This window comes from Deinococcus planocerae (assembly GCF_002869765.1).
Classification (GTDB): Bacteria; Deinococcota; Deinococci; order Deinococcales; family Deinococcaceae; genus Deinococcus; species Deinococcus planocerae.
Genome location: NZ_PNOR01000002.1, coordinates 50,612 through 76,158, shown reverse-complemented (window position 1 = coordinate 76,158; position 25,547 = coordinate 50,612). Strand labels below are relative to the sequence as shown.

General features: G+C 71.3%; 23 protein-coding genes. 13 read left to right on the top strand and 10 right to left on the bottom strand.

All coding sequences use genetic code 11. The features are described 5' to 3' along the window. Positions 1-28 precede the first annotated feature (28 nt). The 8 genes from A7B18_RS01410 (at position 29) to A7B18_RS01375 (ending at position 7,207) form a co-directional block, all read left to right on the top strand. Positions 29-1,786, top strand: coding sequence for an Ig-like domain-containing domain (locus tag A7B18_RS01410; RefSeq protein WP_102124883.1), 1,758 nt, complete (start codon positions 29-31; stop codon positions 1,784-1,786). A gap of 111 nt (positions 1,787-1,897) precedes the next feature. Then, positions 1,898-2,911 carry a WD40 repeat domain-containing protein gene (locus tag A7B18_RS01405; RefSeq protein ID WP_102124882.1) on the top strand — a complete coding sequence of 338 codons (1,014 nt, stop codon included), beginning with the start codon at positions 1,898-1,900 and terminating at the stop codon, positions 2,909-2,911. A gap of 170 nt (positions 2,912-3,081) precedes the next feature. Then, positions 3,082-3,336, top strand: a complete 255-nt coding sequence (locus A7B18_RS01400; protein WP_102124881.1) for a glutaredoxin family protein — start codon at positions 3,082-3,084, stop codon at positions 3,334-3,336. Beyond that, positions 3,333-3,716, top strand: coding sequence for an ArsR/SmtB family transcription factor (locus tag A7B18_RS01395; protein WP_102124880.1), 384 nt, complete (start codon positions 3,333-3,335; stop codon positions 3,714-3,716). Before A7B18_RS01400 ends, A7B18_RS01395 begins: the two co-directional genes overlap by 4 nt. Positions 3,717-3,770: 54 nt before the next feature. Beyond that, positions 3,771-4,565 carry an undecaprenyl-diphosphate phosphatase gene (locus tag A7B18_RS01390; protein ID WP_102124879.1) on the top strand — a complete coding sequence of 265 codons (795 nt, stop codon included), beginning with the start codon at positions 3,771-3,773 and terminating at the stop codon, positions 4,563-4,565. Beyond that, a complete protein-coding gene (gene lspA, locus A7B18_RS01385) occupies positions 4,556-5,077 on the top strand; it encodes a signal peptidase II (protein WP_245872689.1) in 522 nt (173 codons plus the stop codon). The genes A7B18_RS01390 and lspA overlap by 10 nt, the downstream gene beginning before the upstream one ends. A 40-nt stretch (positions 5,078-5,117) precedes the next feature. Next, the gene (locus A7B18_RS01380; protein WP_102124878.1) at positions 5,118-6,380 is read left to right on the top strand and encodes a cytochrome P450; all 1,263 of its coding nucleotides are present in this window, start codon (positions 5,118-5,120) and stop codon (positions 6,378-6,380) included. After that, entirely contained in the window at positions 6,377-7,207 is an 831-nt protein-coding gene (locus A7B18_RS01375) for a class I SAM-dependent methyltransferase (protein ID WP_102124877.1), read from the top strand. The genes A7B18_RS01380 and A7B18_RS01375 overlap by 4 nt, the downstream gene beginning before the upstream one ends. Before the next feature lie 327 nt (positions 7,208-7,534). Here A7B18_RS01375 and A7B18_RS01370 read toward each other — a convergent pair whose 3' ends face one another. Both A7B18_RS01370 and A7B18_RS01365 read right to left on the bottom strand, forming a co-directional pair. Then, a complete protein-coding gene (locus A7B18_RS01370; protein ID WP_102124876.1) occupies positions 7,535-8,119 on the bottom strand; it encodes an SMI1/KNR4 family protein in 585 nt (194 codons plus the stop codon). 64 nt (positions 8,120-8,183) lie between these two features. Next, on the bottom strand, positions 8,184-8,756 hold the full coding sequence (locus A7B18_RS01365; protein ID WP_245872688.1) for a TlpA family protein disulfide reductase: 573 nt from the start codon (positions 8,754-8,756) through the stop codon (positions 8,184-8,186). An 841-nt stretch (positions 8,757-9,597) separates the two neighbouring features. Here A7B18_RS01365 and A7B18_RS01360 point away from each other — a divergent pair. The 4 genes from A7B18_RS01360 (at position 9,598) to A7B18_RS01345 (ending at position 15,498) form a co-directional block, all read left to right on the top strand. Next, the gene (locus tag A7B18_RS01360) at positions 9,598-10,833 is read left to right on the top strand and encodes a hypothetical protein (RefSeq protein ID WP_180969968.1); all 1,236 of its coding nucleotides are present in this window, start codon (positions 9,598-9,600) and stop codon (positions 10,831-10,833) included. A gap of 330 nt (positions 10,834-11,163) precedes the next feature. Then, positions 11,164-11,760, top strand: a complete 597-nt coding sequence (locus tag A7B18_RS01355; protein WP_180969967.1) for a DUF1345 domain-containing protein — start codon at positions 11,164-11,166, stop codon at positions 11,758-11,760. 642 nt (positions 11,761-12,402) lie between these two features. Next, positions 12,403-14,196, top strand: a complete 1,794-nt coding sequence (locus A7B18_RS01350; protein WP_180969966.1) for an N-acetylmuramoyl-L-alanine amidase — start codon at positions 12,403-12,405, stop codon at positions 14,194-14,196. A 339-nt stretch (positions 14,197-14,535) separates the two neighbouring features. Then, positions 14,536-15,498, top strand: a complete 963-nt coding sequence (locus A7B18_RS01345; protein WP_245872687.1) for a YibE/F family protein — start codon at positions 14,536-14,538, stop codon at positions 15,496-15,498. Between the two features lie 475 nt (positions 15,499-15,973). Here A7B18_RS01345 and A7B18_RS01340 read toward each other — a convergent pair whose 3' ends face one another. From A7B18_RS01340 to A7B18_RS01325, 4 genes are read right to left on the bottom strand one after another with little or no spacing between them, the layout of a single operon-like run. Continuing rightward, complete coding sequence (locus tag A7B18_RS01340; protein WP_102124871.1) at positions 15,974-16,411, bottom strand: hypothetical protein; 438 nt, start codon at positions 16,409-16,411, stop codon at positions 15,974-15,976. Between the two features lie 22 nt (positions 16,412-16,433). Next, on the bottom strand, positions 16,434-18,503 hold the full coding sequence (locus tag A7B18_RS01335; protein ID WP_102124870.1) for a hydantoinase/oxoprolinase family protein: 2,070 nt from the start codon (positions 18,501-18,503) through the stop codon (positions 16,434-16,436). After that, a complete protein-coding gene (locus A7B18_RS01330) occupies positions 18,500-19,699 on the bottom strand; it encodes an FTR1 family iron permease (RefSeq protein ID WP_102124869.1) in 1,200 nt (399 codons plus the stop codon). Before A7B18_RS01330 ends, A7B18_RS01335 begins: the two co-directional genes overlap by 4 nt. Positions 19,700-19,702: 3 nt before the next feature. After that, a complete protein-coding gene (locus A7B18_RS01325; protein ID WP_102124868.1) occupies positions 19,703-20,695 on the bottom strand; it encodes a hypothetical protein in 993 nt (330 codons plus the stop codon). Between the two features lie 1,156 nt (positions 20,696-21,851). On the opposite strand from A7B18_RS01325, the gene A7B18_RS01315 reads away from it, so the two are divergent. Continuing rightward, on the top strand, positions 21,852-22,340 hold the full coding sequence (locus A7B18_RS01315) for a TlpA family protein disulfide reductase (protein WP_102124866.1): 489 nt from the start codon (positions 21,852-21,854) through the stop codon (positions 22,338-22,340). 22 nt (positions 22,341-22,362) lie between these two features. Here the strand turns inward: A7B18_RS01315 and A7B18_RS01310 are convergent, their stop codons facing one another. The 4 genes from A7B18_RS01310 to A7B18_RS01295 are packed head-to-tail and all read right to left on the bottom strand — an operon-like array spanning position 22,363 to position 25,523. Continuing rightward, a complete protein-coding gene (locus A7B18_RS01310) occupies positions 22,363-22,920 on the bottom strand; it encodes a hypothetical protein (protein WP_102124865.1) in 558 nt (185 codons plus the stop codon). Then, a complete protein-coding gene (locus tag A7B18_RS01305) occupies positions 22,917-24,389 on the bottom strand; it encodes a 4Fe-4S binding protein (protein ID WP_102124864.1) in 1,473 nt (490 codons plus the stop codon). Before A7B18_RS01305 ends, A7B18_RS01310 begins: the two co-directional genes overlap by 4 nt. Then, the gene (locus A7B18_RS01300) at positions 24,386-24,769 is read right to left on the bottom strand and encodes a FixH family protein (RefSeq protein ID WP_180969965.1); all 384 of its coding nucleotides are present in this window, start codon (positions 24,767-24,769) and stop codon (positions 24,386-24,388) included. Before A7B18_RS01300 ends, A7B18_RS01305 begins: the two co-directional genes overlap by 4 nt. 25 nt (positions 24,770-24,794) lie before the next feature. Further along, entirely contained in the window at positions 24,795-25,523 is a 729-nt protein-coding gene (locus A7B18_RS01295; RefSeq protein ID WP_102124862.1) for a hypothetical protein, read from the bottom strand. Between the last annotated feature and the right edge of the window lie 24 nt (positions 25,524-25,547).

Here is a 25,547-nt window from a genome sequence, read left to right as displayed (position 1 = left end):
CCGCCACACGAAAGGACCTGTACCCCTGATGACCTCACTTCGCCCGCGCGTCCATCCCACGCACCGCACCTGGCCCGGTGTCCTGCTGACCATTGCCCTCGCCGCCTGCACGACCACGCCCCCCCCAGGGCCAGCCTCGCCGTCGGTGCGCGCCGTCAACCCGCGCGACGGCGCGACGGGCGTCGACACGACCACGTCCGTCACGGCGGACGTCCAACTGCTCAGCGCGCCGGGCGGCGGCAACGGCATCGACCCCCGGACGGTGACGTCGAGCGCGGTGCGCCTCCTCGAGGCCAGCACCAACACCGCTGTGCCCGCCACGACCAACACGTCGGGCGGCGGGGACGTCATCGTGCTGCACCCCAACGCGCCCCTCAAGGCCAACACGAAATACCGGTTCGAGGTCACGGGAGCGCTGAAGGACCTCAACGGCGTAGGCTTCCAGACGTTCACCTCCAGCTTCACGACCGGCGCCGCCGCCGTCACCGGCCCCAGCGTGTTCACCAAGGTCACGCTCGCCAGCGTGCCCGCCCGGTACTACACGGCCCTGGAGATCGGCCCGGACCACAAGCTGTACGCCGCGACGCTCACCGGCGAGATCCTGCGCTTTGCCATCAATGCCGACGGCACCCTCGGCGCGCCGCAGTCCCTCACGGCCCTGCAAGCCCAGCAGGGCAACCGCAGCATCATCGGGCTGAAGTTCGATCCCGCCTCCACCGCCGACAACCTGGTGCTGTGGATCAGCAACAACTACTACTACGACTTCACCAAGCAGGTGCCCGACTGGACGGGCAAAATCACCCGCCTGAGCGGCCCCAACCTGGAGACCGTCCGGGACGTCGTGATCGGCCTGCCGCGCTCCACCAAAGACCACATGACCAATAACGTCTCCTTCAACCCCAAGGAGCCGAACGTCCTGTACTTCGTGCAGGGTGCCAACAACGCCTCGGGCGCGCCCGACCCCGCCTGGGACAACCGCCCGGAGCGCCTGCTGAGCGCCGCGCTGCTGCGCCTCGACCTCTCCAAACTCAACCTCGCGGGCCCACCGCTGAACGTGCAGACCGAGGAAGGCGGCACGTACAACCCGTATGCCAGCGGCGCGCCGCTCACCCTCCACGCGACGGGCATCCGCAACGGGTACTCCCTGGTGTGGCACGGCAACGGCCAACTGTACATTCCCGCCAACGGCTCGGCGGCGGGCGGGAACACCCCCGCCACGCCCAGCCCCCTGCCGGCCGCGTGTGCGAACCGCGCGGACGGACGCACCGCCCTGCCGGCCGCGCCGGCCGTCACCGGCCTGAACTGGACGGAACCCGACTTCCTGTTCCGCATTGACCGGGGCGGGTACTACGGCCACCCCAACCCGGCGCGCTGCGAGTACACCCTCGACGGTGGCAACCCCACGGGCGGCACGGACGCCGTCGAGGTGCCCGACTACCCGGTGGGCGTCCAACCTGACCCCAACTACCGCCTCCCCGCCTTCGTGTTTCCGGAACACACCTCGGCCAACGGCGTGATCGAGTACACCCGCCCCGGCTCCGCGCTCGACGGCCGGCTGCTGGTGGTGCGGTACAGCGCGGGCAAGGACATCGTGGCCCTTGACCCCAGCGGCCCGGGGGGCAGCATCGTGGGGTCGATGCAGACGAATATCGAAGGCCTCACCAACTTCAACCCCAGCCCGCTCAACCTCACCGAGGACCGCTCGAACGGCAACCTGTACGTGGCGCAGCTCAGCGAGGCCGATCCCAACGTGAAGGGCACCATCACGCTCGTCAGGCCCAAGTAAGCGCGGCGTCAGCGGCCCGGCGCACCCTCAAGCGCGGCGGGTCCACCTCAGCTCCCGGCGCGGCCCGTCCCGCCCGGGAGGTCGTCTTTTCGATCTCGACCAGGAGCACCCATGACCAACCCGCGATTCCTCACCCTGGCCGCGCTGCTGTGTGGTGCGTCCACGGTGTCTTCGACCACCGCCACTCCCAGCGTGACCGTGCAGACGCAGGCCGCGGCCATGCCCACGCCGACACAGACGTTGAACGCGGTCAGCCCCAACGTCACCGCCGTTCAATTCGGTGCCGGGGGGGTGTTCGCCACCGGGGGCGGGGACGGCGTGATCAAGCTGTGGCGCCTTTCAGAACACCAGCCCACGCGGGAGGTACGCCAGGGCGCAGCGGTCACGGCGTTGACGTTCAGCCCGAACGGGCAGTGGCTCGCCACGGCGGGCGCGGACGGCCGGGCCCGGCTGTGGCAGGTGTCCACGGGGCGGCAGACGCGCGTTCTGAACCTGGGCGCGTACACCGCCACCTCGGTGGCTTTCAGCCCGGATGGCCGCCTCCTCGCCACGGGCGGTGGGGACAACACGGGCCTGTCCGGGGCCGGGAACAGCGTGAAGTTGTGGGACGTGGCGAGCGGACGCTTCCTCGCCACCTTGCGGGGCCACACGGATGTGGTCACGGCCGTGACCTTCAGCCCGGACGGGGCGACCCTCGTGAGCGCCAGCCGCGACAAGACCGTGCGGGTGTGGAACGTCGCCGCGCGCCGGGAAGTCCGGGTGTTGCGCGGCCACGCGGACTACGTGAACGCGCTGGCCCTGAGCCCGGACGGCCGAACGCTGGCGTCGGGCAGCTCGGACGGCAGCGTGAAGCTGTGGACAACGGCGACCGGCGAGGCTCGCCGCACCCTTCGCGGCGCCCTGGGGCCCGTCACGGCGCTCGCCTTCGCCCCAGACGGCCGGTCCCTGGCGGCCGGCGGTGAGGACGGCGCCGTTCGGGTGTGGCAGGCCGCCACGGGCGACCTCCGGTGGCTGTCGCGCGCCCACCGGGACGCCGTGCGTGGCCTGGCGTTCAGTCGGGACGGCACGGTGCTCGCTTCTGCCGGAGGGCACGACGGCACGGTGCTGTTCTGGCCGGCCCGGTGACGTCCATCCCCCCAGGCTGGACCTGACGCCGGGAGGGTGGCGGTGCCCTGGAGGCACCAGACGCTCAGGAGTTGCACTCCTCTGGTTTTCCGACCAGAATAGCTGTACGTCTGTACAGTCTTTAAGGCTGGTCGAGGTCGCCCGGACCCACCCGAGCTCGCGAGGTTCCTATGCAACTCCCCGTCACCGTCTACACCGTCCCCAACTGCGCGTCGTGCGAGGCCGTCAAGCGCTTTCTCACGGCGCGGCGGGTCATCTACCTCGAGAAAAACGTCCGCGAGGACCCGGCCGCGCTGGCGGAGATGCAGGCGCGGGCGAACGTCCGCGTCGCTCCCGTGACCGTGATCGGCGAGCAGGCCTTTTTCGGCACCTTTGAGGACCAGCGCCCCCTGCTGGAGGCCGCCCTGAGGGACAATGGGGCATGACCACCACCACGCCCGACGTCAAGACCGACCGCGCCGCCGACTGCGAAGTCCACTGCGTGCACCCCGAGGCCGTGGCCCGCGTGGAGGCGGGCCTGCCGGACGAGGCCCTCATCGAGCGCGCGACCACCCTGACCAAGGTGGTCTCCGACCCCACCCGGCTGCGCATCCTCTCCGCGCTCGCGCTGGAGGAACTGTGCGTGTGCGACCTGGCGGTGATCGCGGGCATCAACGAGTCCACCATGAGTCACCAGCTCCGCCACCTGCGCGCGCTGGGCCTGGTGACCTTCCGGAAGGTGGGCCGCATCGCCTACTACCGACTGGCGAACGACCACGTCACGCGGCTGATCGCGGACGTGCTGGAGCACGCCAAAGCCATGTGAGGACGCTCCCCCCGGGGTTTCCCGTCCCCCCCCTGCTTCCCAAGGACCCCGCTCTTGAACACCTCCATCTCCGCGGCCCTCCTCGGCCTCGTCGAGGGCATCACCGAGTTTCTGCCGGTGTCCTCCACCGGCCACCTGATCGTCGCCGCCGACCTGCTGAAGTTCCGAGACTCCGGCGGCACCTTCGAGATCGTCATCCAGGCCGGGGCGGTGCTGGCCGTCGTCGTGTACTACTGGCGCGACCTGCTCGGCCAGGCGCGCGCCCTGCCGGTCAGCCAGGACGCCCGCCGGTTGTGGCTGGGCATCGCCCTGGCCTTCCTCCCGGCGGCCATCCTGGGCTTCCTGTTCAGTGACCTGATCACGCGCTACCTCTTCTCGCCGGTCACGGTGGCGATCTCCCTGATCATCGGCGGGATCGTGTTGTGGGTGATCGAAGGGCGGCCTGTATCGGCCACGACGAGGGGCCTGACCCAGGTGAGTCGGCGCCAAGCCCTCGTCGTGGGCTGCGCCCAGTGCCTCGCCCTGGTGCCCGGCGTCTCGCGCAGCGCGTCGAGCATCATCGGGGGCCTGCTGACCGGGTTGGACCGACCCACCGCGACCGCGTTCTCGTTCTACCTGTCGATCCCGACCCTGGGCCTGGCGACGCTGTACGCCCTGCTGAAGGGACGCGACGCCCTGGGCGCGGCGCAACTCGGCCCTCTCACGGTGGGGCTGGTCGTGTCCTTTGTGACGGCGCTGCTCGCGGTGAGCTGGCTGCTGCGCTACGTCTCCCGGCACAACTTCCGGGGCTTCGCGGTGTACCGCGTGCTCGCGGGCCTCGCCATCCTGGGGTGGGCGCTGTGGCGCTGAGGCGGACGTGGGGAACCCTTCCCCGGGCGGTCTCCCTAGTCGGCGTCCTGCTGTGCATCCTGCTCGATCAGGCGCTCAAGGTGTGGGCGGTGCGGGAATTCACGCTCGGCGAGTTCCGTGAGGTGGTTCCCGGCGTCCTGAGCCTGGGCCTCATCTACAACACGGGCGCGGCGTGGAGCCTCTTCGCCGGGGCGGCGCTCCCGCTCGCCGCACTGCGCCTGGTGGTGGGCGTAGGCCTGCTCGTGTACCTCGCCCGCCGCACCGTTCCGCCCCTGACGGGTGTGGCCCTGACCCTGATTGCCGGGGGGGCGCTCAGCAACTCGCTCGACGGGTGGCGGCTGGGCAAGGTCGTGGACACGCTGTCGTCGCACACCCTCTCGACGGTGACCCGCGTGCTCGGGCAGGGTGACTTTCCAGTCTTCAACCTCGCCGACGTCTGGGTGGTGAGCGGCGTGCTGTTGCTGCTGCTGCGAAGCATGCGCTCCCCGGCCCAGTCCTCGTCCACGGCCTGAGGTTCAGGCCCACCGTTCCTCACCGCCAGGAGGTCCCACCATGTCCGCGGCCAGAAGCCATCCCACAGACAGCACCTTGGCCCTGCTGCGCGAGGGGTACGCGTTTCTCCTCCACCGCAGCGAGCGAGATCACACCGACGTCTTCGAGACCCGCCTGCTGGGGCTGCCCGTCCTGTGCCTGCACGGCGAGGAGGCCGCCCGGGTGTTCTACGACCCGGAGCGCTTCGAGCGGCGCGGGGCCGCCCCGCCCCGGGCACAGAAGACCCTCTTCGGGCAGGGCGGCGTGCAGGGCCTGGACGGCGAGGCCCACCGGGCGCGCAAGGGGATGTTCATGTCCCTGATGACCCCGGACAGGTTGCGCGACCTGGCGAGGCTGACCACCGCGCAGTGGCACGCGGCCGCCGTGAAGTGGGAGATGCAGGACCGGGTGGTGCTGCTGGACGAGGTGCAGGAACTGCTCTGCCGCGCCGTGTGCCGCTGGGCGGGCGTGCCGCTCACGCCGGCGGAGGTGCCCCTGCGCACGGCGGACTTCGCGGCCATGATCGATAGCGCGGGCGCGGTGGGACCCCGGCACTGGCGCGGCCGCCTGGGGCGGGCGCGGGCGGAACGCTGGGCCGGAGGCCTGATCCGTCAGGTGCGCGCGGGTGACCTCGACCCGGACAAGGCGAGTGCCCTGCGTGTGATCGCGCTGCACCGGGACCCGGCGGGAGAGCTGCTGGACGAGCACACCGCCGCCGTGGAGGTGCTGAATGTCCTGCGACCCACGGTGGCGGTCGCCTTGTACGTCACCTTCACCGCCCTGGCGCTGCACGAGTCCCCGGAGGCCAGGCGCGACCTGCTCAGCGGCCAGGGGGCCGGGGAGCACTTCGTGCAGGAAGTGCGGCGGTTTTATCCCTTCTTCCCCTTTGCGGTGGCCAAGGTCCGGCGGGACTTCGAGTGGCGGGGGCAGCCCTTCAAGCGGGGACGGCGGGCCCTGCTCGACCTGTACGGCACCAACCACGACCGGCGGCTGTGGGGGGACCCCGAGCGGTTCCGCCCGGGGCGCTTCCGGGACTGGAACGGCAGCGCGTACAACTTCATCCCGCAGGGCGGTGGGGACCACGCCCAGGGGCACCGCTGCGCGGGTGAGTGGATCACCATCGAGTTGATGCAGGGGGCGCTGCGCTTCCTGACCGAGGAGCTGACCTACACGGTGCCGCCGCAGGACCTGCGGGTGAGCCTCACGCGCTACCCGGCGCGTCCCGCGAGTCGCCTGGTGCTGAGCGGGGTCCGGCGGAGCGGTGGCCGGGCGGGCGGAGCGTGAGCGGGCCAGGCCAACTCACCCCGGAGCAGGCGACCCTGCTGATCCCGCTCGTCGCCAAGGCGAGCCAGAACACGTGGCCCGACCCGATCCTGCGCGACGAGACGGCCGCCCAGGTGCTGCGTCGTCTGGGGCGGGCGGTCCCGGCCCGGCCCGCCCTGCGCGGCGACGCCTTCGGGCTGGCGCTGCGCGCCCGGGCACTGGACGGGTGGACGGCGGCCTTCCTCGCCCGGTCTCCGGCGGCCACCGTGCTGCACCTGGGGTGCGGGCTGGACGGGCGGGTGGACCGGGTGCCGGTTCCTCCCGGCGCGCGCTGGTTCGACCTCGACCTGCCGGAGGTGATCGCGCTGCGCCGGGCCGTCTACCCCCGGCACGAGGGACCGGGCTACCGGATGATCGCCGCCTCGGTGACGGAGGGAGGGTGGCTGCGGGAGGTGCCGCGGGAAGGGCCGGTGCTGGTGGTCGCGGAGGGACTGCTGATGTACCTGCCGGAGCCTGAGGTGCGCGCGCTGCTTACGCGGCTGGGGGAGATGTTCCCCGGAGGGGAGCTGGTGTGCGACGCCCTCAGTGGGCTGGGGGTGCGCCTGGGAGGGTGGCACCCGGCCCTGCGCGCGTCGGGCGCCACCCTGCGCTGGGGGCTGGAGGACCCCCGGGAGGTGGAGACCTGGCCGCCAGGCTTCCACCTGCTCGACGACGTCAGCCTGCTCGATCTGCCGGGGTTCGCACGGTTGCCCAGGGTGGAGCGGGCGGCCTGGCGGGTGCTGCGCCGTGTCCCGCTGTTGCGGAGGGTCCACCGCTTGCTGCGCTACCGCTTCCAACCACTCGGTTAGGCCAGCCCGTTCCAGCGTCCTCTCCACATCCACCGCATGCCTCAGGCGAAAGACCATCTCCAAATCGAGGAGCCCCTACGCTCGTAGGCCGCCCTGGGGCTGCTGGCCCTGCTCCTGCTCACCTGCCGGGCCCATCGCTTCGGCGGGTGCTGGGAGGGTCAGAGCGAGTCAGGCGTCACACGGATGGGCGGAGCAGGCGGAGGTCACGACCACACGCGCAGAGGGTCGGGAGGCTCGGCCGGAGACCCATCACGGCGGCACCGTCTGGGTGGGGTTTCCGTTCATCCGCCTGCGGCAGGGCCAGCGGGCGAGCCCACCTCCCCGCGCTTACAGCAAGATCTCGGACAGGGCCGAGCCGACCCCCGGCTTCCAGCTCATGGAACTGTACCCGCCTGCTTCCCTGATCAGGCAGTTGCCCTGCCGGAGTTCGGCGCTCAGCTCCTCGAACAGCGTGTGGAACGAGTCGGCGACCACCCGGGGACGCGGAAGGTCCAGTCCGAAGATGACGACCTGACCCCACACGCCCGACGCCGACGGGGCCAGGTCGAAGCCGAGGAAGTTCCCGGTGTTGTCCGTGAACAGCGGCACGTGGTGCGGATTCGGTTCGTACGCCTGCGTGCGGCTGTCCGGGTCCTCCACCGGAACAGGCCCCTCGCGTTCCAGCGCGTGGGCGACGCTCCGGGCGTGGCGGGCGATGTCCTGCGCACTCATCAGGGTCAGCCCGAACAGGATGCGGTGCCCGGCCCGCTGCCCGTTGTGCGTGGCGAGCACCTGATGGACGTCCTCGGGAAGCGGGCCGTTCAGCGCCGCGACCAGGGCCCGGAGATCTGCCGCCGTGGCGGGTGGGGCAAGGCCGTCGAGCAGCCCCGGCGCCAGGTCGGAGACACCCTTTAGGAAGGCTGTCCAGGACACGGGAGCGTTCTCCTGCCCGAAAGAGAAGGGGCCGAGCCTGCGCCACGACTTCGGAGACCACCCCTCACAACCCGCGCACCCCGATTCTTTCCAGCCCGACGTTCAGGCGCTCGCGGGACAGCCCGCCGCGGTCCACGTGTTGAACGACGCCCTGCCGGTCGATGAACACGGTCTCGGGAATCCCGCCCACGCCGTAGTTGATCGCGGTTTTGGACTGAGGGTCGCGCAGGCTGGGATACGCGAGGGCGAACTCGCGGATAAAGTCGCGGGCGTTTTGTTCCTTGGTCTCCTGGAAGAGGATGCCGATCACGGCGAGGCCCTGCCCCCCCGCCTGCCGCGCGCTGAGTTCACGGAACAGGGGCGCTTCCTCGCGGCAGGGCGTGCACCACGACGCCCAGAAATTCAACACGACGGGCCGACCGCGCAGGTCCGCCAGACGAACCGTCGCACCGTCCAGGCTCCGGAGGGCGAAGGCGGGGGCCGGCTTCCCGACGAGTGGTCCGCCGCTGGTCGTGCGGCGCGCCGGGTTGAGCAACGCCGCACCCAGGGTTGCCGCGAGGGCAGCCGCAAGCACGGGCGGCAGGAGGCGTCGCCACAGGGCCGCTGGGACGTGAGCGCCGGGGGAGGCTGAATTCACGGGGAAGCTCCCCTCCTGAGGGCCGGGAAAGCCCTTTCCCCGGTCGGCCGCCGGGCCACGCGGGTGAGGCTCTTCGGGCTTTGCCAGAGCAGGCGAAGCTCGGTGTGCCGTGAATGGGGCATGCTCGGGCATCGAGTCGGCGGTGGGTGAGGATGAGGAGCGGCGCCAGGGGCGAGGCCCGGCGGACAGGTCAGGCACAGGCAAGGAGACACTGGGCACATGGTATCTGTATAACTGTACAGACATCATGAGAAGAGTCCAGGGTTCGGCGTGTTCCCACGCGCCAGGTACGGCGCAACGGACGCGTCGAGCCTCAGGTCGCCGGTGGCCGCGAAGGTACGCTTGACACTGGCGGAGAGGGTACGCAGTCCTTCTGGGCCTCGACCATCTTCTGGAGACCCGGAAGCTGACTTTCGAGGCCACGTCGGCGGGGAAGGCTCTTCGTCCTCTCGGTGTGGCGAACATGGACAGGGACACGCGTGGTCACAACCCCGATCTACCCCACAGGGAGTTGACGGAAGGGGGGAGGAGGTGGACGCCGCCATGGACGTCCAACAGTTCGACGACCCCGACCTCGCCCAGGCCCGTTCCTGGCCCGGCTGCCAGCAGACGCACGTTCCTCTGAATCCGAACGCACCACCAGCCCATTGTTAAAGAATGTACGTCTGTACAGATTTCCATGGGGCCTGGACACTAAACGTCAGGTGCCACCCTGAACCTTCACTCCCGTCAGGAGAACCCGACCTTGCCGCGTCCACCGATCGCTCCTCCCGGCCCTGGGCTGCACCTCGGGTTCACCCGGGGCGATTGGATCACCCTTGGAGCCGCAGCCTCGACCCTGGTGCCCTTCTCCCTCGTCCGCTTCGGCGGCCTGACTCAGGGGCACCCGCTGCTCACCTCGCTGGTGCTGGGGGTGGCGATCATCGCCGCGGCCTTTTTTCTCTCGTGGGCGACGGAGGGCCTGGAAACCGTGGTGCCGCAGTCCGTGGCGCTCGCCCTGCTCGCCCTGATCGAGGTCGCGCCCGAGTACGCCTTTGAGGTCCTGCTGGCCTACCGCGGGCAGACGGAACTGGCCGCGGCCAGTATGACGGGCGCCAACCGGCTGCTGCTCGGCCTGGGCTGGCCGCTGATCATGGTCGTGGCATTCCTCAGCGCCCGGCGGCAGGGCCAGCGCTTCACGGAAATTGAACTTGACGCGCGGAACGCGCCCGAATTGTTGTTCCTGCTGCTCGCCTCCCTGTACGCCTTCGTGCTGGTGCTGAAACGGTCGTTCAGCCTGCTCGACTCCGCGGTCCTCGTCGCGCTCTACGTCGCCTACATCCTCACCGCCTTCCGCCAGTCCAGGCGGCGGCACCAGGCAGCGGTCCGCGTGCTCACGGAGACCGAACTCCTCGTGAACCTGGGAGAGAAAAGAGAACCCGCGGAGGACGACGACGAGGAGGACGAGGACCGGGACATCGGCGTCGCCGCCCGCGTCAAGCGTCTCCCGCCCGGAACGCGCACCCTGGTCATCCCCCTGTTCCTGCTCGCTGGAGCGTACGTGCTGTTCTTCGGGGCGGAACCCTTTATCGACGCGGTGCTCCAGGTCGCCCGGCAGGTGGGCGTCTCGCAATTTATCCTGATCCAGTGGGTGGCCCCCTTCCTCTCGGAGTTTCCCGAGAGCCTCACGGCGTTCATCTGGGCGGGCCTGATCGTGTTCGCGGGCAAGGGGTTGAGCAACCTGATCTCCTCGAAGCTCAACCAGTGGACGCTGCTGATCGCCGCGATCCCCCTGGCGTACAGCGTCGGGCAGGGGCACGCCGCGCCGCTGCCCCTGACGGCCCAGTCGGTGGACGAGGTGTTCCTGACGGCCGCGCAGTCCCTGTTCGGGATCTCGCTGCTGCTCACCTTCCGCTTCACCCTCCGGGCCGCGCTGACGCTCGCGGGACTGTTCCTGGTCCAGTTTTTCATTCCGGTCGAGGGGGTGCATGTCGCCCTGGGCTGGCTCTACCTGGCGCTCACCGCGGTGTTCCTGCTGCTGAACCGCAGGCACCTGCACCTGGCCGAGTTGCTCAGGGCCGGGCGCCCTGGAAGGTAGGCCGCCATGCGGAACCGTGCGAACAACCGGGAGGCCCAGGCGGCCCTCGGCCTCATGCTGGCCCTGCTGCTCCTGATCGCTGTGAGCGTCTGGGATAGGCGAGAAGACCGGCAGGACCGGGCACCCCACGGAGGGTCAGCCGCGTCCACCCCTCCTCCAGCGACCAGCAGCCTCCTTCCACGGGAAGCGCCGAGATAGCAGGGCGTCGTGCCCCGAGGTTGACCCCACCCCCGAGTGGCCGTGATGATGAACCGCTTACCTTCCTCCCCCACGCCGCAGAGTCCGTGGCCGAAGTCCTGGTCGCGGTTTGTGATCGCGGGGAGTGCCGGGATGGTGGCGGCGTTGGTGCTGCCCGTTTCCCCGGCCTGGGTGATCCGGGCCGTCCTTGGCTGGGACGTAGGCGCCCTCACCTTGCTCGCGTTGACCTGGCACTTCATCCTGCGCTCCCCCCCCGAACGCACGCGGTACGCGGCGGCCGCCGAGGACCCTGGCCGGGCGGCCGTGGGCGCCAGTGTCCTTGTCTCGAACGTCGTGAGCCTGGTCGCGGCCGCCTGGGTGATCGACGGTGCCCAGCGCCTGTCTCCCGCAGCGCCCGGGGTTCCGATCTCTTTGGCGGTTGTGGCGGTGGTGAGCGGCTGGTTCCTCACGCACACCACCTATGCCCTGCGGTACGCACACCTGTACTACAGCGGTGGGGATCGGGAGGCCGGGCCGGACGGTGGTCTGGAGTTCCCGGGCGCCACGCCACCCTCCGCGCTCGACTTCGCGTACTTCGCTTTTGTCCTGGGCATGACGTTTCAGGTCTCGGATGTGGCCGTCTCCAGTCCGGTCATCCGGCGGGTCGCGTTGTGGCACGGCCTGACCGCCTTCTGGTTCAACGTGGCCATCCTGGCCCTTACCCTAAATGTGCTGGGCAGCCTGGTTTGACGGGAAGAAGCGGCCGGGACGGTCCCACCTGCGAAGAGCGACGTGGCGCATGGAGGGGTTTCTGGCCGAGCAGGAGTCCACCGCCGAGCTTTATTTGGCCCGCACCAGCAGCCGCACGGTGCCTCACCCCGCACTCACACTTCGCTACTGAACCCGGGGCCTGGCTGTCGGCGCGGGCGGGCGGGAATGGGCGCCGCAGACGGGGAGCGCGGCGATCGCGGCCAGGACGCGGGAATAATCTGTAACAACAATTTAACTGTAAGTCTGTACAGATATGGCGTAACCTGCTCGCGATCCATGACGCCTGCACTTGTTCCGCACCTGTACGGTCCAGCCTGTTCTCTGGACCAACCTTTCGGCGACCCGAAGGGGTGTGCGTCTGGCCCTGATCTGCCCCCCGGTGGGCGTCCTGACCCCGTGGCCCAGGGACGGACGGTCTCGTCGCCCTTGTGCCCGGTGGCCCTCTCACTGACCGCTGGGCCGCTTCGGGCATGGAGACGCCATCCAGCAGGAATCCACCCAGCAGCGCCCGTTTCAACCGGCACGTCTTCCCACCCGACCCCACGGCCCGCAGAAGACCGGCGGCGCCTGAAGGGTCCAGAGGTGGATGGACCCGGTTCCCCGCCGAACCCCCCACTCCAGGTGCTCCGGGCCGTCACCCTCTCCTGCGGCCTGTTCGGCTCGTGGGCCGCGGCCCAGGCCAGCCCTCTCCAGGACAGCCCGCCTGCGCCGAGCGTCAGCACGCCGGAGGCCACCGGAGGCGCCCCTCATTCCATCGGGCCAGGGACACCCACGGCCGCCGGGGTGACCTTCGGCAACCCCCGCTTCAGCAGTGACCGCGGCAAGACGCGGGTGGTGTTCGACCTGGCCGCGGGCATCACGTACCGGCTCACCCCCACCGCCGGGGGGTTGCGCCTCGACGTGTTCGGCGCCCGGGTGGTGCCCCGGACGCGGGCGGGCCTGGGCCCCAGCGTGACGGGATACCGGGCCGTGGGACATCAGGTGCTGCTCGCCACGCCGTTCCCGCTCTCCTCCTCGGACGGGTGGTGGGCCAGCGAGGCCACGATTGCCAGCGGCTCCAGGGTGCTGATCCTGGATTTCGGGCCGACCCTGCTGGGAGGCGCGGGGGATTCCCTGCGGGCCCTGGCCCGCCCGAGCAGCGCGCCGCCCGCCCCCGGGACGGAGGCGGGCCACCTGACCGCCGCTTCCCAGAACGGCCCGACGACGGCCGCCGCGCCCTCCCGTCCGCCTGGCCCGCTGGCCTCCCGCCCCGCCGTTCCCGAGGGCCTGACCCCCAGTGACGCCCTGTCCGCCACCTCCGGGGTGGCCGCGCCGGCACCGCCTCCCGCGGTGCCGGGACAGGAGCCGGGGCAGCCCAGCGCCCTGAGCGGGCAGGCCCCGGGGGCGCTTCAGCCCGGAGCCGCGCTCACGCTGCCCCGGCTGGGCCAGACCCCTGGCCTGACCCACGTGGTGCTGGACCTGCCGCCCGGCACCCGCTACCGCCTGGTACCCGGCGGGGTGGGCCTGCGGGTGGAGCTGAGCGGCGTGAGCGCGGCGGCCCTCTCCGCGCAGCAGGTGACCCCTGAGGTGCGAGCCTGGCGCGTCGAGCCCACCCCGGACGGGGCCGTGGTGACGCTACTCACCGGCACGACCCTGACCGAGCGCAGCGGGTGGCGCGCGCAGCTCGTCCCGCCGCTGGCGGGCAGCGACCGCTCCCGCCTCGCCATCGACCTTTCACCCGCCCTGGCGGACCTCACGCCGCTGACCCCGCGTGAGCAGGTGGTGGCCGCCGTGCCACCCCTCCAGACCCTGCGCGGTACGGCGCTCCTGGCCTCCAGCGCGACCCTGGTGAGACCGCGCGTGGTGATTGACCCCGGGCACGGCGGCCATGACTCCGGGGGCGTCGGCGCGGTCGTCGAGAAGCAGGTGGCGCTGGACGTGGCCCTGCGGGTGCGTGACCTGCTGCGCCGCGCCGGGGTAGAGGTGGTGATGACCCGCGAGACCGACCGGGAACTCGCGCCGGACAAGGCCACGGACCTGAACCAGTGGGCGGGGCTGGGCACGCCCGGCACCCAGCTTTACCTGAGCATCCACGTCAACGCCATGCCGCCGGCCAGCGCCCTGAGGGGCTACGGGGTGGAGACCTGGTGGAATCCTAACCACCCGCTCTCCAGCAGCTTCGCGGCCCTGATCCAGAAGAACGTCATCACGGTCACGGGCGCGTTCTCGCAGGGCCTGAAAAACAGTCGTTCGCTGGCAGTGCTGAGAAACAGCCGCATTCCCGCCGCGCTGATCGAGATCGGGTACACGAGTCACCCGATTGACGGCCTCAACCTCCAGAATCCCACCTACCTCGACCGGATGGCGCTCGGCATCGCCCAGGGCATCCGGGAGGCGCTGGTGACGGGCGTCACGGCGGGCGGCGGCGGGAGGTAGGGAGCGCGGGTGTCCCGGAGCTGGTGCATCCGGCGCCTGGTCTGGGGGCGCCTGGCCGCATCCCGGGGTCCCGGTGACTCTTCTCGTCCGACGTTTTCGCGCAGTCAAAGGCGTGAGGTCTGTACAGCCATACAGGTATGATGGGGCTCGCCCATGCCGGTCCTCACCCTTGGTTTTCCGTTGCAGGGGCGCACCCTTCGTCCGGCACGCCTCCTGCTGCCGCTCCTCGCCGCGCTGCCCCTGCTGTTGGGGGGATGAGTCCGCCTCCCGGCGTCGCCCGCCCCCCTGGGAACGTATCTGCGCGGCACCTACGAGCAGCGGTACAGCGAGGACGAGGTGATGGTGACCCTGGAAGACGGCGAGGTCGTGAACGCGCTCTCCTACGCGGACGGCCCCACCTACACCCGGGGCGAGCCGGTGGTCATCTACCACACCGGCCAGAACTACGTCCTGAATGACCCAGTTCGGACCCCGTACCTTGGCTGGTTGCTCGGCGCCGTGATGGTCATTGCCGTCGCGGTGGCACGCGGCAAGGGCTTCCGGGCCATCCTGGGCAGCACCCTCACCCTGCTGGCCCTGTGGGTGTTCATCCTGCCCGCGCGGCTGTCCGGGCACAGCCGCGCCCCCCTGACCACTCCGGCCCTGGGGGCCGTGCTGGCCGTCTGTGTCTACCTGGTCCACGGGTGGAACTGGAAAAGTCACGCCGCCCTGACCGCCCTGTGGACCGCGACCACCGCCGGGTACGGCCTCACCCTCCTCGTCGCGCACCTGACGCACCTCAGCGGCACCGCCGACCGGGCGGCCGTGGTCGCCCAGGGGTCCTACGGCATCAACGCGCTGAGCCTGTACGTCGTCGGGATCGTCCTCTCGGCGCTCGGCGCCATGAACGACGTCACCGTCACCCAGGCCTCCGTCGTGGAGACGGTCGCCCAGACCCAGCCGGGCCTGCCCATCCGCCGCCTGTACGCCCTGGGCATGCAGGTGGGCGGGGACCACGTGGGCAGCATGGTCACCGTCCTGGTGCTGGGGTACGCGGCGGGGGCGCTGCCCCTGATGCTCCTGCTCCACGCCGACGGGATGACCCCGATGTGGGTGACCCTGAACGGCGAGGCCTTGTTCTCCGAACTGGCCGGACTGCTGATTGCCCTGATCACCATGCTCCTCGCCGTGCCGCTCAACACCGGCTGGCGGCATGGTGGATGGGGACACGGCAGCGAGGTCGGGCCGGATCTCCCCTCCACCACGCAGACACGAACACCGGGTGAACGGTGTGGCGCAGCCCCGTGGGGAAGTGGGCGGTGAACTGCTGGCCCACCGCGCGGCGCCCGTCTCGGGAAGCCCCAAGCTTGATGAGTGAACAACCCCGCCTCAAAGTAGTCACGCTGGTCGCATGGTGCCTGCCTCCGTGGGCCGCGTCACCCCGGCGCCGGGACCGGGGCCAGGGCATGCCGGGCATGACCCGCCTCCTGACGAACCCGCCCCATCCGCCGCCGTCGCCGGGCCGTTCCCCCACCCGCCGGACACCCTGGACCCGGGGAGGGACCAGGGCGAGCAGGGTTGCCCTGGAGCTGGCCGGGCTGCGGCTGGGCGTGCTGGGGTCGCACTCGTGCTTGGCGAGGAGGATTCGTCAATCTTGTCGTAGGCCCATCAAGCCCGCTCGGGTTGAACAGGGACAAGACTGTTCAACCCGACTTCTTCTGAGGCGCCAGCGGGTGAACGGCCCGGCAGGACCGGGCCGCCCGCCGCAGCCTTCGTAGCTCCAACCCAACGTCCGGCGTCAGGGAGTGCCGATGGCCTGAAGGTCACGCAGTGCAGTCTGGGTACGCGTGGCGTTCGCCTCCACGGCCTGCGGGCTGCCGTTCGTGTCGAGGGTCCGGGTGAGGTCGGCCAGGGCGGCTTGCGCCTCGCGGAACCCACCCGGGTTCAGTTGACGCAGGAGTGTCGCCGCGTCCAGTTCCGCCTGCGCCTGCCGGGCGGCATTCCGGGCCGCGTCAAGGCTGCTGGCGTTGCCCTGCTGGGCGCGGGCGTACTCCAGTGGCACGATCTCCAGCGCGCCGGAGGCCTGGCGGACGTGGGTCACGCTGGGAGCGACCAGGCTGGCCAGGGTCGGCTGGGGGGCGGTGGCCCGCCCCGCGAGGAAGCCCAGCGCGAGGCCCACCAGGGCCGCGACGGTCACGAACAGGGGAGACAGGTTGCGTTGACGGCGATACAGCATGAACAGATACTCCTTTGAAGGCTCACTGCTCGACGATGAGCGCGACCTGTCCCTCCAGACGCAGGTTCTCCGTGAGCTGGCGCAGCAACAGCGCCGGGTCGTGCAGGTGCGCGTAATCCCGCAGCCGGGAGGGGGTCAGGGCCGCGACGTGAGGCGCGACGGCCCGCCCCGCCAGCAGGGCACGTAACCGGTCCAGCGCCTCATGGGGGGCGCCGGTGAGGACCTGCGCGTTCTCGAAGCGCAGCAGCCGCACCCCGCGCCCGTCGAGGACCAGGGCCGCATGTTCCTCGGCCCGGCGCAGCAGGCCGCGCCGAACGCGGGAGGCGACGAACAGGGTGTGGTGGGTCCCGCCGAACACCAGCCGGGCCTGGTCCCCCAGCACCTGCCGGGCCTGCTGCTGCACCTCATCTGCGTCGAGCGGGCGGGTGCGCGCACTCAGCGGGTGGGCGCCGGTCGCCACCGCCCGCAGCCGCCCTTCGCGGGCGCTGTACTCCGTCTCGACGCGCAGGGAGGCGGGGTCCGCCCCCAGCCGCACCGCCTCGTCGCCCACCTCGCGCTCCAGCAGGTCCGCGACGGTCGGGTCCTGCCGGGTGACGCTGCGCTCCCGCTCCACCCGGATGACGGCGAGCGCCGCGCCGATGGAGGAGATCACGTCGCTGTGCGGGATGGGCACGAACGGTACCCTCAGCCGCCGGGCGACGACCGGGCCGAGCACGCTCGCCGCGCCGCCCCCGCCGTACAGGGGCGTGCCGCGCAGCCCGTACTCGCGCACCAGGCCCTGCACGGTCCGGGTGAGTTTCTCCGCGCTGGCCTCTAGCACCGCCTGCGCCGCCGCCTCCGGGCTCGCCCCCAGGTGCCGTCCCAGCACACCCAGCGCGAGCCGGGCGCTCGCCGGGTGGGCGTGGGCGTACCCCCCCTCGGGAATCGCGCCCAGGGCGTTCGCCGCGCAGGTCGGGGTGATGGCAAACCGCTGGCCGTCCGGCGTTTGCAGCACCGCGTAGTCGGCGGGGTCACCGGCGCGGGGAGCGATCAGCTCCAGCCCCGCGCCGGTCAGGGCCTCCGGCGGGGCGAAGCTGGAGTAGGGCAGCCCGGCGATGTGCGCGCTTCTTGGGCCGACATCCTCGATGCGCCGCCCGCGCAGCCGCACCAGGCTGCCGCCCGCCACGCCCGCGATGCGGAGGTCCGCCGCGCGCAGGCCGGTGGGCACGTCCATCACGATCATGTACTTCAGGGCGGGCTGCCCGTCCTTGATCGCGCCGATGTTCGTGCTGGTGCCGCCCACCTCGAAGAACACGCCGTCCATCACCCCGTGCGCGAGGATCGCCCCGCTGAGGCTGGCGGCTGGGCCGCTGACCACCGTGTGCAGCGGCGTCTCCTCGAAGGCGCGCAGGTCGGCCGCGCCGCCGTCCCCGCGGACGATCAGCAGCGGCGTGCCCGGCAGGAGTTCGCCCACCGCGTCCCGCACGTGCCCGGCGGTGCGGAGCATGGTGGGCAGGATGCTGGCGTTCACCGCCGCGGACAGGGTGCGCATCTCCAGCCCGTACGCCCCGGAGAGGTCGCTCCCCAGGCTGACCGGGAAGCCCCCCTCCCGCGCGAGGTCCCCCGCCCGCCGCTCGAAGTGCGCGTCGTCCACCCCGAACGCCTGCGACACGGCGACGGCGCCCACCCCCTCCGCACGCCAGCGGTCCAGCACCGCCCGCACCCGCGCGTCGAAGTCCGGCCCGTCGGTGGCGACGAAGGCGTGCCGCGCCCGCAGGCCCGCCGGGGTCCGGGTCACCGACTGCACCCGCCGCTCGTCGCGGGCCTCGCCGAGGGCGAGGATGCCGACGGGCGCCGTGTCTCCCTCCAGCAGGGCGTTCGTGGCCTGGGTGGTGGAGTGGGCGACGAGGGCCGGGGCCGCATCCGGCGGAAGATCGCGCAGCAGGGCGTGCAGGGCGTCCAGCACGCCGGCGGCCACCCCCAGCGCGTGGCGGTGGGTGGTGGGCACGTGGGACACGGCCAGGAGGTGCCCGTCACGGCCGAGGGCGACACCCTTGGTGAAGGTGCCGCCCACGTCGATGCCGATCCGGACCGGCAGGGGGTGATCCGTCACACCGGCGCCCCGCGCCGGGAGTGGCGCTGCCCACGCGCGCGGAACAGGACGAAGCCCACCACGTACACCAGGACCATCAGCCCCTGCGCCGCGAGCGTCTCGACGGTGGGGTGCAGGCCGGTGAGGGCCGCGACGTTCGGGTCGAGCGTGGGCACCCGCCCGTACAGGTTGGTGACCGGCAGCCAGCCCGCCTCCTGGAAGGCACGCACGCCGTTCCCCACGAAGGCGACCGCGAAAAGGGCCGTGACGGTGACCAGGGCCGGGAAGAGGCGTTGCGTGGGCACCCGGCGTCCCAGGCGGAAGATCACGGCGAAGACGGCCACCAGCGCCAGCGCCGCGAGCGCGATCCCCAGGTACATGTACCCCAGGACCGGCCCGCTGGCGACCGCGAGTGCCTGGTAGAACAACACCGTTTCGAACCCCTCGCGGTAGATGGTCGTAAAGGTCACGAGGGCGACGGCCCCCAGGCTGCCGCTCTGCACGGCCTGAGACACCCGGGCCCGCATAAATTCCGCGCTGCGCTTGCGGTCGCCCTGCTGGAGCATCCAGAACGACAGGTAGAACAGGATCACCACGGCGATGACACTGGTGATCGCGCTGATCAGCTCACGGGAGATGGGCGCGATGGAGAGCAGGTAGGTGGCGGCGAACCACGTGGCGGCCGTGGCGACGAGGGCCGCCCCCGCCCCCCACCACACACCGCCGCGCAGGCGGTCGTTGCGGGTGCTGGCGAGGTACGCGAGGATCGCCGCCATCAGCAGCGCGGCCTCCAGCCCCTCGCGGAAGAGGATGGTGAACCCGCCTGTGGCCGCCAGCGTGGGCGCCAGGACGCCCGTGCCGTTCACGATGCTCTCGGCTTTCCGCAGGCTGTCGTCGATGTCCCCCGCGACGGCGCGCAGCTCGCTCAGGCTGGCCCCGCTCTTCATGCCGTTGCGCAGGTCCGCGAAGCGGTACTCCATCTCTAGGATGAGGTCGGGGTTCAGGACGCGCAGGGGCGGCTCGGCGTACTCGAAGTGGTCGAGGTACGCCGCGCGGGCCGTCCGGAAGGCGTCCTCACTCCGGCCCGCCGCGTACTCGCGCAGGCTCCGCGCCACGAGGTCGTGCGCGGTGCGGAGTTCCGCGGTCACGTCCACCTGGCCCGGCGCGGCGAACGCGACGCCCAGCAGGGCCAGCAGCAGGATCAGGAACCGTCTCATGGGTCACTCCCCCAGCAGGGCGCGGGCCTTTTTCAGGTCCACGAGGGCCGCATCGACCGCGGCGTTGAACTTCTGTGTGTTGGGCTTGCTCTTCAGCAGGGCGCGCAGGTCCTCGCGCAGGGTCTTCTCCAGCTTCGTTTCCAGCGCCTTGTCCTTCTGGCCCAGCGGGCTTTCGAGGTACTCGAAGTTCTCCAGGTAGGCGTCGATGAGGGCTTCCTCGGCGTCATCACCCATGCCGCCCGCGTAGTGGCCCTTGGCCGCCACGAGGAGCCGGTCGATGTTGGCGAAGTACGCCGCGTTGCTGCTTTTTGCCGTCTGCTGCACGCCGCTGATCTCCGCGAGCTCCTCCTTCGCCCCGTCGACGGCCTGTGCCAGGGCCTGCACGTCACCCTTGCGGGCAATGACGGCGGCAGCGTCCTTGAGCGCCTGGCTGGTCTTCTCACGCTGGTGCTGGGGGAAACGCGCCGTATTGCGGTCGAACCAGCCCCGGGCGCGGGCCACGTAGGAGATCGCGTCCTGGTACTCGGCGAGGTTCGTGACCTTGCCGCCCTGCACGCCTTCCTCGTACTCGTGCTCGGCGTTTTCCAGAATCTGGGCGATCACCTGCGCGGCGAACTTCGGATCGTTTTGCGTCGCGCCCAGGGTGGCAAGTGCGGCGTCCACATCGGCGTAGAAGGTGTTCATGACCTTCTGGTATTCCGTGTAGGGCTTCTTCGCGGCCAGCGTCTGGTTGATGCGGGCGTAATCCACCAGGAATGTCTGCCGCAGGGCCGGCGTGAGGTCGTTCCGGACAGCGGCGTACAGCTCGTTGGCCGGGTGCTTGGCATGCTTGGCGGCCATGACGAGGTCGCCGTTGCGGTAGTTCAGCAGGCTGGCATCGTAGTGGCCGCGCATCTGCTCGAGGGTCACGGCGAACTTGACGGGGTCTTTCGGAGCGGCAAGAGCCGCGCTCGTGAGGGTGAGGCTCAGGAGCGCAAATGAGGCGCGGCGAATCATGGCCCGCACTCTATGAAACAGTCTTCCTTAAAGTCAACCAATCCACTCGGATTTGTGGGGTATCCCCGGAGCGGTCCGGGGATTCCGAGGTGGCGGCTGTTGCGGTTCCACCTCCAAGCTCTTGCTGAATGAACGGGACGTCGAGAGCTGCCTTCGCCAACGTTGAGCGTTTGTTTTCGCGCCACCGCTGACTTTGTTGGCGAATTCCCGGGAAGGCGCTGCGAGCGTGTGTTGGTCGCAGCGCCTTGCGGTTGAACACGGCGGACATTCGAATTCGCCAACAAAGTCCACTGCTGGTGTGACCCCGTGATGGCGGTTCCGGAGGGGTGTCGCCCTGGAGGTGAGGGCCGGGCGGCCGGGGAAACGGACTTCCGCATCGTGGTTGGGCTATCCGCCGTTGAACGCGACGGGCGCGGACCGGCGGGGGCCGGGGACACCCGGGCGGTCCTGCACGCGGGGCTCGGGATCAAGGCCGTGCCCGTCATGCTCGGTCCGCTGCTGATCCTCGGTGTAGGTTCCGGTAGTCCGGGCCCTATAGGCGCGGGGATAATCGCGGTCCTCTCGCGGTTGGCGTGGGAGGCGCCGTTCTGGGGAGTGAGCCGCTTCACGGGAAACGAGCGGGTCGTCAGCCTGATCGTGCCAGCGCTGGGTGGACTCCACCGGCAACCCGGGTGGTGAAGGTCCTCACGGCGGCCCTGGACGCCGGGGGACACCCGCTTCCCGATGTTGCTGGGCCTCCGGGGGGTGCGCCTGAGCTGGACGAGGACCTGTGGGCTGCGGTGCTGGGGTGGCGCGTCCGCTGGGGCCGTCAGGCGCGCGCTGTGGGCTCAGCACCGCTCCAGTTCCCCTCCAGGTCTTGGCCTTGGTGTCCGCGTCCCGGCTGGGGGTCCCCCAGCGACACGAACCGTCGACGCTGGAGGCGTGCGCCCATGCTGAGCGGAGCGGCCGCTCTTGACCCGGTTCCTGGCACCGCTCACCCTCAAGGGCCCAGTACCACGCTACCCAGGAGGGGGAGACCACCCTCATCACCATCAGCGGCCAGCCGTAGCCCTCCCCCTCCTCTGCGCCTCCCGTTTCCCGGGGCCACTTCGGGGCAGGAACGCGGCCGGGGAGGGAGCGTCTCTGCTGGGGCCAGCCGTCTGTCCCAGGAGGACCGATGAAGCGTCTGCTCGTGCTACTGGCCCTGGTCACGCTCGCCTCGTCCCCACCTGCTCAGGCGGGGGGTGGAGCGGGCATCGTGCGGCGGCCCGCCCCGAACTTCGTGTTCACGGACATTGGGGGCGAGCGGGTCAACCTCTCCCATCTGCGCGGCCAAGTGGTCATCGTGCTGTTCGGCGACCTGGGGTGCGCCCCCTGTCGGCAGAACGACCAACTGCTGCGCCCGTACCAGCTCGAAGACCTCACGAACGACCTGGTGGTCAGCCTGCACGAGCGGGTCAACTCGGAGGCGTTGCGGCGGTACGACGCGGCGTTCACCTTCAGCACCCTGACCGGGCCCGACCCGGGGCAGGAGATCGCCCGCCGGTATGGGGCCCTGCCCATCCCCACGACGGTCTTGATCGACCGGGACGGATTCATCCGGGAGGTGCGCCGTGGGCGTCTTGACGAGGGGCAGCTTGTGCGGGCGCTGGGAGGGCTGCTCTGAACGGTGAGGGCCGCCCGCCACTTCAGGGCGACCGCCCAGGACCACCGCCTCTCCCGGCACGGCGCCGCTGGCGTGCCGTCACCACCGTCATGATGACCAGGATCAGCGGCGCGACCGACAGGCCGAGCAGGGCGGAGACCACGTAGCGCCGCGGCGTGGACGTGACCGGCAACACCACCGCCACCCGGGTGGGCTGGCCGGACAGGGTGAAGGCCCGGGCGGCCACCGCCGCCTCACCCCGGTAGGTGGTGTCCACCACCGTCAGGACGTAGCGGCCGGGGGGGAGCCCGGACAGCCTCCCGGTGTACCGTCCCCGCTCCCCCGCCGCGAGGGGGGCCCGGCCGAGCAGGGCCCCGGTGGGCACGGCCTCCTGCTGGGGCGGCGCTCCCGTGTCGCGCGAGACCTGCACCTCGACGGCCGCGCCCCGAACCGGCAGGCCGCTGGTCTGCCCGACGAGTTCGGCCGCCACCTGCACGGCGCCCGGAACCGGGGTGAGCGAGGTGGTGACCTCCACGGGCTCGCTGTGCGCCAGCGCCACCGAGGTGAGCAGCAGCACGAGCAGGGTGGCGGGGCCCCTCATCGGCCCCCGTCCAGCAGGGTGCCCCGCAACTCCATCGGTTGCCCTAGGATCAGGACCGTGAGGACCGCGAGCACGGTCAGCCAGGCGAGCAGCGGCCCGGCGGCCCACCAGGCCCCCCCGTCGCGGGCCACACGGACGGCCAGGTACGAGCTGGCCCCGTACCCGGCGTACAGCAGCGCCACCTGCAACGGGAACAGCAGGTTCTCGGGCACCAGGGCCGCCAGCGTCCAGTCGGGCGACCCGGCGAACAGCCCGAGCCGCCCCAGGGCCTGCTGGGTGACGGGGACGATGCTGGCCCACCCGGTCAGGAAGTGGAAGCTGGTGTGCCCCGCCCAGATGGCGAAGGCGAGCGGGAAGACCACGACCCCCCAGCGCCGCGCCGCCCGCCGGGTGCCCTCGGGGTGGCCGGCCAGGCGGCTGGAGAGCCGGAAGACCGCCAGGGTGAGCGCGGTCCCGCCCAGGAGCAGCCCGCCCAGCAGGATCAGCAGCACCAGGGCCTCGCTGCGGGTATGCACCAGCGCGGCGACCGCCTGGGCCGCCCGGCGGAAGCCCGGGACCATCGCCCAGGCATTGGCGACGCCCCCCAGGAGCAGCACGGTCCCCAGCAACGCGAGGTCCGCCCGCGGGCGCCAGCGGGCCCAGGACCGGGTCGGCGCGCGCACCGCGAGGGCCACATTGTCGTGGGGGCAGGCCCGCACGCAGTTCAGGCAGAGGGTGCAGTCCTGGTTACTGCGCATCTGCGGCACGAATAGCGTGGTCTCGCAGCCGGGAAAGGTCTGGGCGCCGGGGAGCGGTTCCAGTTGCAGCAGGGGGGCGGACGGACCGCCAAGCGTGCCGCGCCCCCCGGCCCCCTCCACGCGGCCGTTCACGCAATACTGCCCCGCGCAGGAGCGGCACACGTCGGGGTCGCGCGCCGTGATCTGCGCCGGGCTGACGTGCGAGAGGGCGAAGTTGAAGTTGCCGAGCGGGCACACGTACTTGCAGAAGGTCCCGGCGGGAAAGAGGCTGTCCACCGCCAGCGCCGCCCCGAAGTACCCCACGATCAGCCAGGCGGTCAGCCAGGGACTCGCCCACAGGTCGAAGAGTTCGTAGGCGAACAGGAAGGCCACGGTCAGGCCCAGCACCAGGAATTTGTTCCGCAGGGCCCGCGGCCAGGAGAGCCGGGGCAGGAACCGGCCCAGCAGGCGACTCGGGCCGCGCGTGAGCATCAGCGGGCAGGCCGCGCAGAAGAGGTTGCCCAGCACCAGCAGCGCCAGGACCAGCAGGCCGCGGTAGTGCAGCCACACCGAGACGGTGGCGAGGTTCTGGGGGGCGACCTGGCGCCCGATCAGGCCGTCGAACACGGCGAGCAGCGCCAGGGCCAGGAGCGGCAGTTGCAGGGTCAGGCGGGCGTACCGCCAGCGCGCGAACCGGCCGAGGCCGGGCAGGCGCAGCAGGTCCAGCCTGGGCGCGGTACGCCCGAGGCTCACGGGGCAGCCACCGTCAGCGGTACGTCGGTGGTGAGCGTCCGCCCGTCCCCGGCGCGGGCGGTGACCGTTACCACCCAGTCCCCGGCCATGTTGAAGTCGAAGGCGTCCACCACGTACCGTCCGTTCCCGGCGGGCATGGCCTGGGCGCGCACCGGGGCCATGCCCGCGTGGGTCATGTTGCCCTCGACGCGGACCGACGTGACGGGCATGCCGAGCGTGAGGTCCAGCCGGGTGGGCCCCACCCGCGCGGGGTCGGGCCGGGTGGTCAGGCGCACGTCCACGTCACGGGCGGCCGGGGCGCGGCAGGCCCCCAGCGTGAGGCCCAGGGCCAGGACACCAACCCGGAAGGGGAAGCGGGGCGTGGGCGGTCGGGTCGGCATGGGGGGTGGGCGCGTCCTGGTCATGCTACCCCGCTCCCCTGGGCCGCCGTGACCGGCCGGCCGTGCTCGGGCGCGGCCGGCGCCGCACCCACCACCCCAGCCCGGTGAGCGCCGTGCCGACCAGGAGCCCCAGCAGCCCCAGCGCGAGGGGACCCAGCCGGGCGACGCGCTCGGCGGGAGAGGGGTTGTCGCGCCGCCAGGCCGCGATCAGGTCGCGCATCTGTTCTTCCCCCCACCCGACCACGGCCTCCTCGAAGGGCCGCCCGGTGCGGGACTCGGAATGGATGTCGGCCCAGCCCGACGAGAACCCCCGGCGGGCCCCAACCACCCCGGCCATGCTTGCCCCCGCGGACGCGGGATTGCTGACCCTGATCCCCACGTCGTAGCTGTAGGCGGGATCGCCGAAGCCGAGGTAGTGGCGGGGGTCGAGGAAGCGGACACCCACCTCCAACCGGGTGAGGCCGTCGCGGCCCGCGCAGGAGGGGCGGACCTCGTGCCGGACGCCCGCGCGGCTCAGTGAGGCGGGGAGTTCCCGTTGCAGCACGGGGAGAATTTCCTGCCGGGCCCGCGCCGCCCGGGCGGGCGCCAGTTCCTCAAAGGTCACCCCGACGGAGGCCGGGTCCAGGCACAGGGTGGTGCCCCGCAGGTCCGAGAGCTGCTCCCCGTGGGCGCCCGCGAGGCCCAGGAGGGCGGCGCAGGCCAGGGGCAGGAGGCGAAGCCCACGCCGTGCGGGCGGGCAGAGGCGGGCGCACATGCCCCCGCAGCTTACTGGATCGCC

Bases quoted from the DNA above. Each gene is read 5' to 3' on its own strand.
- A7B18_RS01340 (WP_102124871.1), bottom strand. From the start codon at position 16,411: ATGCTGTATCGCCGTCAACGCAACCTGTCTCCCCTGTTCGTGACCGTC.
- A7B18_RS01345 (WP_245872687.1), top strand. From the start codon at position 14,536: ATGGTGACCCTGGAAGACGGCGAGGTCGTGAACGCGCTCTCCTACGCG.
- A7B18_RS01295 (WP_102124862.1), bottom strand. From the start codon at position 25,523: ATGTGCGCCCGCCTCTGCCCGCCCGCACGGCGTGGGCTTCGCCTCCTG.
- A7B18_RS01410 (WP_102124883.1), top strand. From the start codon at position 29: ATGACCTCACTTCGCCCGCGCGTCCATCCCACGCACCGCACCTGGCCC.
- A7B18_RS01355 (WP_180969967.1), top strand. From the start codon at position 11,164: ATGGTGGCGGCGTTGGTGCTGCCCGTTTCCCCGGCCTGGGTGATCCGG.
- A7B18_RS01405 (WP_102124882.1), top strand. From the start codon at position 1,898: ATGACCAACCCGCGATTCCTCACCCTGGCCGCGCTGCTGTGTGGTGCG.
- A7B18_RS01380 (WP_102124878.1), top strand. From the start codon at position 5,118: ATGTCCGCGGCCAGAAGCCATCCCACAGACAGCACCTTGGCCCTGCTG.
- A7B18_RS01310 (WP_102124865.1), bottom strand. From the start codon at position 22,920: ATGAGGGGCCCCGCCACCCTGCTCGTGCTGCTGCTCACCTCGGTGGCG.
- A7B18_RS01325 (WP_102124868.1), bottom strand. From the start codon at position 20,695: ATGATTCGCCGCGCCTCATTTGCGCTCCTGAGCCTCACCCTCACGAGC.
- A7B18_RS01395 (WP_102124880.1), top strand. From the start codon at position 3,333: ATGACCACCACCACGCCCGACGTCAAGACCGACCGCGCCGCCGACTGC.
- A7B18_RS01330 (WP_102124869.1), bottom strand. From the start codon at position 19,699: ATGAGACGGTTCCTGATCCTGCTGCTGGCCCTGCTGGGCGTCGCGTTC.
- A7B18_RS01300 (WP_180969965.1), bottom strand. From the start codon at position 24,769: ATGCCGACCCGACCGCCCACGCCCCGCTTCCCCTTCCGGGTTGGTGTC.
- A7B18_RS01400 (WP_102124881.1), top strand. From the start codon at position 3,082: ATGCAACTCCCCGTCACCGTCTACACCGTCCCCAACTGCGCGTCGTGC.
- A7B18_RS01315 (WP_102124866.1), top strand. From the start codon at position 21,852: ATGAAGCGTCTGCTCGTGCTACTGGCCCTGGTCACGCTCGCCTCGTCC.